Consider the following 12,252-nt stretch of genomic DNA (forward strand, 5'->3'; position numbering starts at 1 on the left):
GATTGTCTGATAAATTGTTAAAGAGCAGTGAGTTAGGCGCTTTCGCTTGCTAACTCGAGGTGGCGTATATTACGCTTTCCTCTTTCAGAGTCAACCCTAATTTTCAGGATTTTTTCTCTGCGACCCCGGATACTCTGTGAAGTTGTTCACATGTTCCGTGTCGATGGAGGCGCATTATAGGGAGTTCCTCGCAGGTCGCAACAGGTATTTTCCGCAAAAACGATCGTTCGCTGCATTCCACAGCAAAACCCCGCCTTATACCCACTTGCACACAGTGTTATCCACAGATGCGATTTGCACGGAAAATTTACGAGCGCCACGCAAACGTTTTCGCTACAATTCCCCGCGAAGAAACGATCCCCTTTTTATGGGGGCGCTACCTGAATATGCGCCTGCCCCTCCCTTTATAAGGCAAAAAACCCTTCCTTATAGAGAGAACGAGGTGGACATTCACGTAACGCTCTTTAATTGCGACTCAAAGCCAAGGGATAAAACCATGCAACAACCTCGTCCAATCCGCCGGGCCCTGCTCAGCGTGTCTGACAAAGCCGGTATCGTTGAATTCGCCGAAGCGCTTTCCCAGCGCGGCGTTGAATTGCTCTCCACCGGCGGTACCGCTCGCCTGCTGGCAGACGCCGGTCTGCCCGTTACCGAAGTTTCCGACTACACCGGCTTCCCGGAGATGATGGACGGACGAGTAAAGACCCTGCACCCGAAAGTTCACGGCGGTATTCTCGGCCGCCGCGGACAGGACGACGCCGTCATGACTCAGCATGACATCCAGCCTATCGACATGGTGGTCGTCAATCTGTACCCGTTCGCCCAAACCGTGGCGCGCCCGGATTGCTCGCTGGAAGACGCGGTCGAGAATATCGATATCGGCGGCCCGACCATGGTGCGCTCCGCCGCCAAGAACCATAAAGACGTCGCCATCGTGGTGAAGAGCAGCGACTACGCCGCCATCATTACCGAGATGGACAACAACGACGGTTCGCTGCGCTACGCCACCCGCTTCGATCTCGCCATCAAGGCCTTCGAGCACACCGCCGCCTACGACAGCATGATCGCCAACTACTTCGGCGCGCTGGTGCCGGCGTACCACGGCGAGACCGAGCAGCCGTCCGGCCGCTTCCCGCGCACCCTGAACCTCAACTACATCAAGAAGCAGGATATGCGCTACGGTGAGAACAGCCACCAGCAGGCCGCCTTCTATATAGAAGAAGAGGTAAAGGAAGCGTCCGTCGCGACCGCCGAACAGCTGCAGGGCAAGGCGCTGTCTTATAACAACATCGCCGATACCGACGCCGCGCTGGAATGCGTGAAAGAGTTCGCCGAGCCGGCCTGCGTGATCGTCAAACACGCCAACCCTTGCGGCGTGGCGATCGGCGATGACATCCTGGCCGCCTACGAGCGCGCTTACCAAACCGACCCGACCTCCGCCTTTGGCGGCATCATCGCCTTTAACCGCGAGCTGGATGCCGCCACCGCGCAGGCGATCATCAGCCGCCAGTTCGTGGAAGTGATCATCGCGCCAAACGTCACCCAGGAAGCGCGCTCCCTGCTGGCCGCCAAGCAGAACGTGCGCGTGCTGGCCTGCGGCCAGTGGCAGCAACGTGTGGCGGGGCTGGACTTCAAGCGCGTCAACGGCGGCCTGCTGGTGCAGGATCGCGATCTGGGCATGGTAACCGCCGCCGATCTGCGTGTGGTATCCGAGCGTCAGCCGACCGAACAGGAACTGCGCGACGCGCTGTTCTGCTGGAAAGTGGCCAAGTTCGTGAAATCCAACGCCATCGTTTATGCACGTGACAACATGACCATCGGCATAGGCGCCGGCCAGATGAGCCGCGTTTACTCCGCCAAGATCGCCGGCATCAAAGCGGGCGATGAAGGGCTGGAAGTGAAAGGGTCTGCCATGGCCTCCGACGCCTTCTTCCCGTTCCGCGACGGCATCGATGCCGCGGCGGCGGTCGGCATCACCTGCGTGATCCAGCCGGGCGGCTCTATCCGCGACGACGAAGTGATCGCCGCCGCCAACGAACACGGCATCGCCATGATCTTTACCGACATGCGTCACTTCCGCCATTAATTCCTTTTGCCGCGTGCGCTCCGGCGCACGCCATTCGTGGAGCCCCTGATGAACATTTTGATTATCGGCAACGGCGGGCGCGAGCACGCGCTGGCCTGGAAAGCCGCCCAGTCTCCGCTGGCGGATAAAGTCTACGTTGCGCCGGGCAATGCCGGCACCGCGCTGGAAGCCAATCTGGAAAACGTGGCGATCGCCGCCACCGACATCCCTGCCCTGGTCGCTTTCGCCCAGAGCCATGACATCGGTCTGACCATCGTCGGGCCGGAAGCGCCGCTGGTGATCGGCGTGGTCGATGCCTTCCAGGCCGCCGGTTTGAAAATCTTCGGCCCGTCGCAGGCCGCCGCGCAGCTCGAAGGCTCCAAAGCCTTCACCAAGGATTTCCTGGCGCGCCACCGCATCCCGACCGCCGAATATGAAAACTTTACCGAGGTGGAGCCGGCGCTGGCCTATGTGCGCCGCAAAGGTGCACCGATCGTCATCAAGGCCGATGGTCTGGCGGCCGGTAAAGGCGTGATCGTCGCGATGACGCTGCAGGAAGCGGAAGAGGCGGTGCGAGACATGCTGGCCGGCAACGCCTTCGGCGACGCCGGTCATCGCATCGTGGTGGAAGAGTTCCTCGACGGCGAAGAAGCCAGCTTCATCGTGATGGTCGACGGCGAGAACGTGGTGCCAATGGCCACCAGCCAGGACCACAAGCGCGTCGGCGACGGCGACACCGGCCCGAACACCGGCGGCATGGGAGCTTACTCCCCGGCGCCGGTCGTGACCGACGAAATCCACCGGCGCGCCATGGATCAGGTGATCTGGCCGACGGTGCGCGGCATGGCGGCGGAAGGCAACACCTACGTCGGCTTCCTGTACGCCGGCCTGATGATCGCCGCCGATGGCCAGCCGAAGGTGATCGAATTCAACTGTCGTTTTGGCGATCCCGAAACCCAGCCGATCATGCTGCGCCTGCGTTCCGATCTGGTGGAACTGTGCCTGGCGGGTGCCGAAGGCCGCCTGAACGAGAAAAGCTCCGACTGGGACGAACGCCCTGCGCTCGGCGTAGTGCTGGCGGCCGGCGGTTATCCGGGGGACTATCGCAACGGCGAAGTGATCCAGGGGTTGCCGCAGCAGGAAAGCGCCGACGGCAAGGTCTTCCATGCCGGTACGCGCCTGCAGGGCGATGACGTCGTCACCAGCGGCGGCCGCGTGCTGTGCGTAACGGCGCTGGGCGACACCGTGGCGCAGGCGCAGCAACGCGCCTACCAGCTGGCGGAAGGCATTCAGTGGCCGGGCAGCTTCTGCCGCAAAGATATCGGTTATCGCGCGATTGCGCGCGGCAAGTGATTTGGCCGTCTAAGGTCATGATGGGAGGCTCCGCAGCGCGGGGCCTTTTTTACAGCTGGTCTTCTTTCGGTTCCCAGCTGCAGAAGTCGTCGTTCGCCACCAGCAGCAGTTCGCTGCCTTCGGGCGCTTCCAGCCAGGCGACGCTCACCGGCCGGCTACTGCTGCGGGCGCGTTTCTCGATCCAAACGATGGAGGCGGCATCCAGCCCCGGTTTCATGCGTTGGCCGTCGCAGGTTTGCACCTCGCCCTGCATCCAGCGCCCCTGCAGCAATTTCACCTTGCCGGCGCGCAGCGCATTGCTCACTTCAAGGATCCGCCGCGCCTGATATTGGTACAGAGCGATTTCATCGCTGGTCAACGGTTCGCGGCGTGTCGCCAACTGGCGCTGCATAAAGCTCACCGTGCCGTCGTCGGCAAAGCGCAGCTGAATGGAATCTCGATCGCCGTCGGCATCGTTGCGTTTGATTTGGCGCAGCACGTCGCCCTGATAGGTGTACAGCGTGGTGATGGTACCCGGACCACGGTAAGGGCTGTAGACGCTGACCAACACCTGCGGACGATGTTGCTCATCGTCTTTACGCCACAGGCGTATCACACCCTGATCGGCCACGAAGCCGCTGGCGGTAAAGCTGGGGATATCGGAATGGAAACTGCAGGCACTCAGGCCGACGGCGATGCCAACGGCCATGAGCGCCCGACGAGCAAACAAAAGGGGCGCCATCGCCCCCCTGTTTATTCTTTTCACCGAGGCGCGGTCTTATTTAACAGCGTCTTTCAGTGCTTTGCCAGAAACGAACGCAGGCACGTTGGCTGCTGCGATTTTGATTTCTTTGCCAGTCTGTGGGTTGCGGCCAGTGCGCTCGCTACGATGGTTTACTTTGAAAGTACCGAAGCCAACCAATTGTACTGCATCACCTTCTTTCAGAGACTCAGTAATAGCAGCCAGGGTGGATTCCAGAGCCAGTTTAGCTTGTGCTTTGGAAAGGTCAGCCTTGTCCGCGATTACATCAATCAGTTGAGTCTTGTTCATAAGTTATCCTTACAGTGTGTTTATCGTTTGCAAAGCATCGAGTGCGACGGATATGCCGATTGACAGCACTCTCCTGCATACACGCACCGATAGCCACTTTTTTTACGCCCCCCAAATGTAGACCAGACAGGGTGCGGATGTGAAGCCTTAAGGCATGACAAATCAGGCGTTAAATCACGTTTTGTTGCCTTATTGCGCTAAATTTATCCCGATGTTGCTGACACCGGCCTCTCGCAGGTCGGATCGCAGCCCCTTGATCAGGTCTATATCGCGCTCTTCACAGGCGTCCAACAGGCGGAAAATTTCCCATTGAATGTCCCATTCTTCCTCTACCGCAGGCAAACTTTCCAACTCTTCGTCGGTCATTTCCTTACCAGCTTGGGTCATTTCCAACATCGCCACGGTGCGAATCGATGTTTCGCTGATGGCGATGGCGTGCTCCAGCGTCTCCCCGCCGAGCCGCGAATGGATCAGTTCCCCTAATGCGATACAGGCATCAATTGCCGGGTAAACGCCGTAAAGATCGTAATCTTCCGCCGACGGAATCGCCTCTTCCAACTTCTCGAGCTGGCTGTCGAAGTTGACCTTGGCGTCCTTCACCACCAGCGTTTCCCACACCAAATCCAGAATGCGGCGATAAACCGCCGGATCGCCGAACTCGGTCTGTTTGCAGAACATCTGGTAATTCGGGTACATACGCTCGCACAAACTGGCCATAAAGGTCAAATGTTGCCAGGCCTCGAGCCGTTCCAGACGTAAATGAATCGGGTTACGTAGCATGCTTTACTCTCTTACGCGTTATCTGCGGCGCAGTGTACCCGAAATCGCTCATGGCGACACCTCCGGATGCTGCTGCAACCAACGCTGAAACGCCGGACGGCGCGATGCGATGGCGTCGGCCCAACGGGTCGGCTCCGGTAAACGGTAGCCCGCCATACAGCGTTGCACCCACGCCAGCGCGCTGTCGGCGCTCACGCGATGGCCGGTAGAGATGAACAGCGGGTTGCAACGCGCCTTGCTGCGCCACACCCAGCCCAGCGGTTCACCCTTATCTTCCAACGGCGCCAGCGCGCCGACGGCGGCGTCCAGCGGCGCAAATTTGCCGCACAGGCGCTTCTTGGCCACGCCGATGGTCGGCACATCGACCAGCAGGCCGAAATGGCTGGCGACGCCGAGACGCCGCGGATGCGAAATGCCATGCCCATCGACGAAGATCAGCCCCGGTTTCTGCTGCAGCTGCCCCCAGGCGGCCAACAGCGCCGGGTATTCGCGAAACGACAGGAAGCCCGGGATGTAGGGCATGACGGTGGCGATGCGCGCCACCTGATACTCCACCAGTTCCAGCGACGGATAGCGCAGGATGGCGATGGCGGCGCGCGTCACCGCCCCTTCTTGCTCGAAGCCCACGTCGGCGCCGGCGATGAAGGCCGGCGGTTCGGCCGGCAGATCGTCGTAGCGAATGACTTCAGCCGCGCGCCGCAGCTGTTCGGCGCGCAGGGCCGCCATATCGGTCACATCGGATCCTTAACGGTGGTATTTCGCCGAGTGCGCGTGTACCGCCTCGACGAAGGCGCCGGCGTGCTCCGGCGGCACATCCTGATGGATGCCGTGGCCCAGGTTGAACACATGGCCGTTGCCGTGGCCGAAACCGGCCAGAATGGTCTCCACTTCTTCCGCGATGCGCGCCGGGGAGGCATAAAGCATCGACGGATCCATATTGCCCTGCAGCGCCACTTTGTCGCCGACGCGCCGACGCGCGTCGGCGATGTCGGTGGTCCAATCCAGCCCCAGCGCATCGCAGCCGGTGGCGGCCATCGCCTCCAGCCACTGCCCGCCGCCTTTGGTGAACAGCGTCACCGGCACGCGGCGGCCGTCGTTTTCACGCAGCAGCCCGTCGACGATCTTGTGCATGTAGTGCAAAGAGAACTCGCGGTAGTCGCGCCCGGTCAGCACGCCGCCCCAGGTGTCGAACACCATCACCGACTGCGCGCCGGCTTTGATCTGGGCATTGAGGTACAGGATCACGCTGTCCGCCAGCTTGTCCAGCAACAGATGCAGCGTGGCCGGTTCGGCATACATCATCTTCTTCAGCTTGGTGAAGGCTTTGCTGCTGCCGCCTTCGACCATATAAGTCGCCAGCGTCCACGGGCTGCCGGAGAAGCCGATCAGCGGCACTTCGCCCTTCAGCTCGCGGCGAATGGTGCGCACCGCGTTCATCACATAGCCCAGCTCCACTTCCGGATCGAACACCGGCAGCTTGTCGACGTCGGCGCGGCAGGTAACGGGGGAGCTGAAACGCGGGCCTTCGCCGGCTTCAAAGTACAGGCCGAGCCCCATAGCGTCGGGAATGGTGAGAATGTCGGAGAACAGGATGGCGGCGTCCAGCGCATAGCGGCGCAGCGGCTGCAGCGTGACCTCGCAGGCCAGCTCCGCGTTCTTGCACAGCGACATGAAATCACCGGCCTGGGCGCGGGTCGCCTTGTACTCCGGTAAATAACGACCGGCCTGGCGCATCATCCATACGGGGGTCACATCCACCGGCTGGCGCAACAGCGCGCGCAGGTAGCGATCGTTCTTCAACTCAGTCATTTATGGGGCTCCCTTAATAATCTGCCGGCCATTGTACATTATTCTGCCCGGCACAGCGCCACGGTGTCCTCAATCAACCGGCGCGCCACGGTGCCGGGCGGCGGCAACAGCGGCAATTGGTCGTAGCGATACCAGCCAGCGTTGAGCAGCTCCTTGGGATCGTGACGAATTTCCCCCTGATGGTAATCGGCCATAAAGGCCATCATCAGCGAGTGCGGGAACGGCCAGGGTTGTGAAGTGACGTAGCGCAGGTTCTTGATTTCGATATTGCTCTCTTCCATCACTTCGCGCGCTACCGCCTGCTCCAGCGTTTCGCCCACTTCGACGAAGCCGGCCAGTACCGTGTGGATACCGCCGCGATGGCGCACGTGTTGCGCCAGCAGGATCTGATCCTCGCGCCGAATGGCGACGATCACGCAGGGTGCAATCTGCGGATAGTAGCGCTCTTTGCAGTGGCCACACAGGCAGGCGCTCTCGCTGCGGCTGAGGTGCATCTCATGGCCGCAGTAGCCGCAATAGCGATGTGAACGGTAGAAATCCGCCAGCTGCACGCCGCGCCCGGCAAGCTGAAACAGACCGCGATCCAGATCCAACAGCTGACGCACCGAGCCCATCTCCCGCGGCATCGCCTGGCGCACCAGCCAAACCGGCGCGCCCGCCCACTCACCGATGGTGCGCGCCATACGGCCCTGCAGCCCGAGGGTGGCGGCCGTCCCCGACGGCAATTCACCGTTCGGTAACCAAAGTTTGCTTTCATGGCTGACGATCCACCAGCCGTTTTCATTGCCCGTTAATGCAAGTTCCATATCGTTGTTGCACAACCTCAGCTTCACTGGCACTCTACGAATCGGCTTTGTTACATTTTAATAACTTACCGGTTACTTTTATTACTTACACGGAGTCAAACATGCTCAACCGTTTGGAAAGGCTGACTCAGCGCGTTGGCGGTAGTAATGAATTAGTTGATCAATGGCTTCAGGCCCGCAAGCAGTTGCTGGTCGCCTACTGCACGCTGGTAGGCCTCAAACCGAATAAAGAAAAGCATACGCCGCTGAATGAAAAAGCGCTGGAGAACTTTTGCCACAACCTGGTGGATTACCTCTCCGCAGGGCATTTTCATATCTATGACAGAATTATCAAACAAGTGGAAGGCGCAGCCAGTCCGAAAATGTCGCTGGCGGTGAACATCTACCCCAAGCTGTGGGCCAATACCGAACAGATCATGGCGTTCCACGATCGCTATACCGAAGTGGATATCGATCAGGAGGTTTGTCTGGAATTCCACCAGGCCCTGTCGGATATCGGCGAAACGCTGGCGGCGCGCTTTGCGCTGGAAGATAAGCTGATCCTGCTGGAGGCGGAAGCCGCGCAGCAACCGCTGCCGGACCAGGCGCTGGATCCGGCGCGTTAAAATTTTATAGTTTTTTTTCTTATCCCTCCTATACTGGGGGGCATCTTGTCGGAGTGCCTAGCGCCTGATTTGTTCATCGAATCAGCCAGGCTGAGACCGTTAATTCGGGATCCGCGGAACCTGATCGGGTTAATACCCGCGAAGGGAACAAGAGTAATCTATCGCCACAGGCACGGCCTTCCCCTTGCGGGCGCCCTGCCTTATCGGCCACCATCATTACTCCCTCCGAGCTCCAGACAAGCAACTTTCCCAACCCAACACACTGGTAGGAACTTGCTATGTCTAACGTTAATCCACCGCGCGCCCGTAAAGCGCAACGCGAAGCCGCCCAGCAGTTTATCGACACCCTGCAAGGCATGGCTTTCCCGAACTCACGCCGTATCTATCTGCAAGGCTCGCGCAGCGATATCCAGGTGCCGATGCGCGAAATTCAGCTCAGCCCGACCCTGCTCGGCGGCAGCAAAGACAACCCCCAGTATGAACCCAACGAGGCGATCCCGGTGTATGACACCGCCGGCCCCTACGGCGATCCGCAGGCCAAGCTCGACGTGCACGCCGGTCTCGCCAAACTGCGCGCCGGCTGGATCGACGCGCGCGGCGATACCGCCACCCTCAGCGGCGCCAGCTCCGGCTTCACCCAACAGCGGCTGGCGGACGAGGGGCTGGATCATCTGCGCTTCGAACATCTGCCGCTGCCGCGCAAGGCGCTGCCGGGCAGGCGCGTGACCCAACTGCACTATGCCCGCGCCGGCATCGTCACCCCGGAGATGGAGTTCATCGCCATCCGTGAAAACATGGGGCGCGAGCGCATTCGCGGCGAGGTGCTGCGCCACCAGCACCCGGGCCAAAGTTGGGGCGCCAACCTGCCGGACAACATCACGCCGGAGTTCGTGCGCCAGGAAGTGGCCGCCGGCCGCGCCATCATTCCCGCCAACATCAACCATCCGGAGGCGGAGCCGATGATCATCGGCCGCAATTTCCTGGTGAAGGTGAACGCCAATATCGGCAACTCGGCGGTCACGTCGTCGATCGAAGAAGAGGTGGAGAAGCTGGTGTGGTCCACCCGCTGGGGCGCGGACACCGTGATGGATCTCTCTACCGGCCGCTATATTCACGAAACCCGCGAGTGGATCCTGCGCAACAGCCCGGTGCCCATCGGCACCGTGCCGATCTACCAGGCGCTGGAGAAGGTCAACGGCGTGGCGGAAAACCTCACCTGGGAGATGTTCCGCGATACGCTGCTGGAACAGGCGGAGCAAGGAGTCGACTACTTCACCATCCACGCCGGCGTGCTGCTGCGCTACGTGCCAATGACCGCCAAACGCCTGACCGGCATCGTGTCGCGCGGCGGCTCGATCATGGCCAAATGGTGTCTGTCGCACCATCAGGAAAACTTTCTCTATCAGCATTTCCGTGAAATCTGTGAGATCTGCGCCGCCTACGACGTTTCGCTGTCGCTCGGCGACGGCCTGCGCCCCGGCTCGATTCAGGACGCCAACGACGAAGCCCAGTTCGCCGAGCTGCATACGCTGGGCGAGCTGACCAAAATCGCTTGGGAATACGACGTGCAGGTGATGATCGAAGGCCCGGGCCACGTGCCGATGCAGATGATCCGCCGCAACATGACCGAAGAGCTGGAACACTGCCACGAAGCGCCGTTCTACACCCTCGGCCCGCTGACCACCGATATCGCCCCGGGCTATGACCATTTCACCTCCGGCATCGGCGCGGCAATGATCGGCTGGTTCGGCTGCGCCATGTTGTGTTATGTCACGCCGAAAGAACACCTCGGCCTGCCGAACAAAGAGGACGTCAAGCAGGGCCTGATCACCTACAAGATCGCCGCTCACGCCGCCGATCTGGCCAAAGGCCATCCGGGTGCGCAGATCCGCGATAACGCCATGTCCAAGGCGCGTTTCGAATTCCGCTGGGAAGATCAGTTCAATCTGGCGCTCGATCCGGCCACCGCCCGCGCCTATCACGACGAAACCCTGCCGCAGGAGTCCGGCAAGGTCGCCCACTTCTGCTCGATGTGCGGGCCGAAATTCTGCTCGATGAAAATTTCGCAGGAGGTGCGCGACTACGCCGCGGCCCAGGAAGCCGCCAAGCCGATCGAAGTGCAGCTGACCGGCATGGAGAAAATGTCCGCCGAGTTCCGCGCCCGCGGCAGCGAGCTGTATCACAGCGCCGGCACCCTGCAAGAGGAGACAAGCAATGACTGATATCACGACCCCCTTCCCGGCTACGCCCCACAAGCTGGGGCTTTACCCGGTCGTCGACAGCGTGGAATGGATCGCTCGCCTGCTGGAGGCCGGCGTCACCACCATCCAGCTGCGCATCAAGGACCTGCCTGACGAGCAGGTCGAAGCGGATATCGCCGCCGCCATCGCGCTGGGCCAGCGTTATCAGGCGCGGCTGTTCATCAACGACTACTGGCGGCTGGCGATCAAGCACGGCGCTTACGGCGTGCATCTGGGCCAGGAGGATCTCGATACTACCGATCTGGCGGCCATTCACCGCGCCGGGCTGCGGCTGGGCGTGTCCACCCATGACGACGCCGAGCTGGCACGCGCGCTGGCGGTGAAACCTTCCTACATCGCGCTGGGGCACATCTTCCCTACCCAGACCAAAGACATGCCTTCGGCGCCGCAGGGGCTGGCGGAGTTGAAACGCCATATCGCCGGCCTGGCGGATTACCCGACGGTGGCGATCGGCGGGATCAGCATCGATCGCGTACCGGCGGTGCTGGCGTGCGGCGTCGGCAGCGTGGCGGTGGTCAGCGCCATCACCCAGGCGCCGGACTGGCGCGCGGCGACGGCCGAGCTATTGCGGCTGATCGAAGGCGAGGATCCGAACGATGCTTAACGATCAGGAATTCCTGCGCTACAGCCGCCAGCTGCTGCTGGAGGACGTCGGCCCGGAAGGCCAGGAGAAACTCAAGCGCGCCACGGTGCTGATCGTCGGTTTGGGCGGGCTCGGTTCCCCGGCTTCGCTGTATCTGGCCGCCGCCGGCGTCGGCACGCTGCTGCTGGCCGACGACGACCAGCTGCATGTCACCAACCTGCAGCGGCAAATCCTCTACCGCAGCGCCGATACCGCCACCGGCAAGGCGGCGCTGGCGCAACGCCACCTGCAGGCGCTGAACCCGTTGGTGGAATCCATCCCGCTGGCGCAGCGGCTGCAGGGGCAAGCGCTGCGCGACGCGGTCGCCCGCGCCGATCTGGTGCTGGACTGCTGCGACAATATGGCGACCCGTCATGAGGTCAATGCCGCCTGCATCGCCGCCGCCAAGCCGCTGATCAGCGGCAGCGCGGTCGGCTTCAGCGGCCAGCTGCTGGTGCTCGAGCCGCCCTATGCGCACGGCTGCTACGCCTGCCTGTACCCGGAGCAGGAAGAGCCGCAGCGCAACTGCCGCACCGCCGGGGTGCTCGGCCCGGTGGTGGGCGTGATCGGCACTCTGCAAGCGCTGGAAGCCATCAAGATGCTGGCCGGTATGCCTTCCTCCCTCAACGGCAAGCTGCGGCTGTTCGACGGCAAGCAGCAGAGCTGGAGCACGCTGCAACTGAGCCAGGCCCGCGCCTGCCCGGTATGCGGAGGCGCGGCATGAAGATCCGTCTGAACGACCAACCGCTGGAGCTGGCGCAGCCGCTCAGCGTCGCCGCCCTGCTGACCCAGCTGGAACGCCACCAGCCGGGCACTGCGCTGGCGATCAACCAAACCATCATCCCGCGCGCCGACTGGGCCGACCATCAGGTGCAGGACGGTGACGACATTTTGCTGTTTCAAGCGATCGCCGGAGGCTGA

13 protein-coding genes and 1 riboswitch are annotated in these 12,252 nt (G+C 61.6%); of the genes, 7 read left to right on the forward strand and 6 right to left on the reverse strand.

Annotated features, from left to right (window positions below):
- Positions 1-496: 496 nt before the first annotated feature.
- Positions 497-2,086 (forward strand): bifunctional phosphoribosylaminoimidazolecarboxamide formyltransferase/IMP cyclohydrolase, encoded by a 1,590-nt coding sequence (gene purH / locus ACJ8HH_RS23635; RefSeq protein ID WP_049234649.1) that lies wholly within the window; start codon positions 497-499, stop codon positions 2,084-2,086.
- 48 nt (positions 2,087-2,134) lie between these two features.
- On the forward strand, positions 2,135-3,418 hold the full coding sequence (gene purD, locus ACJ8HH_RS23640) for a phosphoribosylamine--glycine ligase (RefSeq protein WP_033636738.1): 1,284 nt from the start codon (positions 2,135-2,137) through the stop codon (positions 3,416-3,418).
- Positions 3,419-3,467: 49 nt separating this feature from the next.
- Here the strand turns inward: purD and ACJ8HH_RS23645 are convergent, their stop codons facing one another.
- From ACJ8HH_RS23645 to nudC, 6 genes are all read right to left on the reverse strand, one after another.
- On the reverse strand, positions 3,468-4,139 hold the full coding sequence (locus tag ACJ8HH_RS23645; RefSeq protein ID WP_079656126.1) for a DUF1481 domain-containing protein: 672 nt from the start codon (positions 4,137-4,139) through the stop codon (positions 3,468-3,470).
- Positions 4,140-4,175: 36 nt separating this feature from the next.
- A complete protein-coding gene (hupA, locus tag ACJ8HH_RS23650; RefSeq protein WP_004929874.1) occupies positions 4,176-4,448 on the reverse strand; it encodes a nucleoid-associated protein HU-alpha in 273 nt (90 codons plus the stop codon).
- A 189-nt stretch (positions 4,449-4,637) separates the two neighbouring features.
- Positions 4,638-5,228: a YjaG family protein gene (locus tag ACJ8HH_RS23655; RefSeq protein ID WP_025160203.1), complete on the reverse strand. Its 591-nt coding sequence runs from the start codon at positions 5,226-5,228 to the stop codon at positions 4,638-4,640.
- A gap of 48 nt (positions 5,229-5,276) precedes the next feature.
- A complete protein-coding gene (gene nfi / locus ACJ8HH_RS23660; protein ID WP_049195589.1) occupies positions 5,277-5,963 on the reverse strand; it encodes a deoxyribonuclease V in 687 nt (228 codons plus the stop codon).
- A 9-nt stretch (positions 5,964-5,972) separates the two neighbouring features.
- Positions 5,973-7,037 (reverse strand): uroporphyrinogen decarboxylase, encoded by a 1,065-nt coding sequence (hemE, locus tag ACJ8HH_RS23665; protein ID WP_033636735.1) that lies wholly within the window; start codon positions 7,035-7,037, stop codon positions 5,973-5,975.
- A gap of 38 nt (positions 7,038-7,075) precedes the next feature.
- Positions 7,076-7,843 (reverse strand): NAD(+) diphosphatase, encoded by a 768-nt coding sequence (nudC, locus tag ACJ8HH_RS23670; protein WP_033638644.1) that lies wholly within the window; start codon positions 7,841-7,843, stop codon positions 7,076-7,078.
- 101 nt (positions 7,844-7,944) lie between these two features.
- Between nudC and ACJ8HH_RS23675 the strand changes: the two genes are divergently transcribed.
- From ACJ8HH_RS23675 to thiS, 5 genes are all read left to right on the forward strand, one after another.
- A complete protein-coding gene (locus ACJ8HH_RS23675; protein ID WP_019456431.1) occupies positions 7,945-8,448 on the forward strand; it encodes an Rsd/AlgQ family anti-sigma factor in 504 nt (167 codons plus the stop codon).
- A gap of 39 nt (positions 8,449-8,487) precedes the next feature.
- Positions 8,488-8,612: riboswitch (TPP riboswitch) on the forward strand.
- Positions 8,613-8,726: 114 nt separating this feature from the next.
- Positions 8,727-10,670, forward strand: coding sequence for a phosphomethylpyrimidine synthase ThiC (gene thiC, locus ACJ8HH_RS23680; protein ID WP_033649986.1), 1,944 nt, complete (start codon positions 8,727-8,729; stop codon positions 10,668-10,670).
- Positions 10,663-11,313: a thiamine phosphate synthase gene (gene thiE, locus ACJ8HH_RS23685; RefSeq protein ID WP_033655322.1), complete on the forward strand. Its 651-nt coding sequence runs from the start codon at positions 10,663-10,665 to the stop codon at positions 11,311-11,313. The genes thiC and thiE overlap by 8 nt, the downstream gene beginning before the upstream one ends.
- Positions 11,306-12,055, forward strand: a complete 750-nt coding sequence (locus ACJ8HH_RS23690) for a HesA/MoeB/ThiF family protein (RefSeq protein WP_041037142.1) — start codon at positions 11,306-11,308, stop codon at positions 12,053-12,055. The genes thiE and ACJ8HH_RS23690 overlap by 8 nt, the downstream gene beginning before the upstream one ends.
- Positions 12,052-12,252: a sulfur carrier protein ThiS gene (thiS, locus tag ACJ8HH_RS23695; protein ID WP_016929423.1), complete on the forward strand. Its 201-nt coding sequence runs from the start codon at positions 12,052-12,054 to the stop codon at positions 12,250-12,252. Before ACJ8HH_RS23690 ends, thiS begins: the two co-directional genes overlap by 4 nt.

The organism is Serratia sp. CY32780, assembly GCF_052169135.1.
In the GTDB taxonomy this organism is placed as follows: Bacteria; Pseudomonadota; Gammaproteobacteria; order Enterobacterales; family Enterobacteriaceae; genus Serratia; species Serratia sarumanii.

Excerpts from the sequence above, each read along its gene's own strand:
- purH (WP_049234649.1), top strand. The coding sequence starts at position 497 with ATGCAACAACCTCGTCCAATCCGCCGGGCCCTGCTCAGCGTGTCTGAC.
- purD (WP_033636738.1), top strand. The coding sequence starts at position 2,135 with ATGAACATTTTGATTATCGGCAACGGCGGGCGCGAGCACGCGCTGGCC.
- ACJ8HH_RS23645 (WP_079656126.1), bottom strand. The coding sequence starts at position 4,139 with ATGGCGCCCCTTTTGTTTGCTCGTCGGGCGCTCATGGCCGTTGGCATC.
- hupA (WP_004929874.1), bottom strand. The coding sequence starts at position 4,448 with ATGAACAAGACTCAACTGATTGATGTAATCGCGGACAAGGCTGACCTT.
- ACJ8HH_RS23655 (WP_025160203.1), bottom strand. The coding sequence starts at position 5,228 with ATGCTACGTAACCCGATTCATTTACGTCTGGAACGGCTCGAGGCCTGG.
- hemE (WP_033636735.1), bottom strand. The coding sequence starts at position 7,037 with ATGACTGAGTTGAAGAACGATCGCTACCTGCGCGCGCTGTTGCGCCAG.
- nudC (WP_033638644.1), bottom strand. The coding sequence starts at position 7,843 with ATGGAACTTGCATTAACGGGCAATGAAAACGGCTGGTGGATCGTCAGC.
- ACJ8HH_RS23675 (WP_019456431.1), top strand. The coding sequence starts at position 7,945 with ATGCTCAACCGTTTGGAAAGGCTGACTCAGCGCGTTGGCGGTAGTAAT.
- thiC (WP_033649986.1), top strand. The coding sequence starts at position 8,727 with ATGTCTAACGTTAATCCACCGCGCGCCCGTAAAGCGCAACGCGAAGCC.
- thiE (WP_033655322.1), top strand. The coding sequence starts at position 10,663 with ATGACTGATATCACGACCCCCTTCCCGGCTACGCCCCACAAGCTGGGG.
- ACJ8HH_RS23690 (WP_041037142.1), top strand. The coding sequence starts at position 11,306 with ATGCTTAACGATCAGGAATTCCTGCGCTACAGCCGCCAGCTGCTGCTG.
- thiS (WP_016929423.1), top strand. The coding sequence starts at position 12,052 with ATGAAGATCCGTCTGAACGACCAACCGCTGGAGCTGGCGCAGCCGCTC.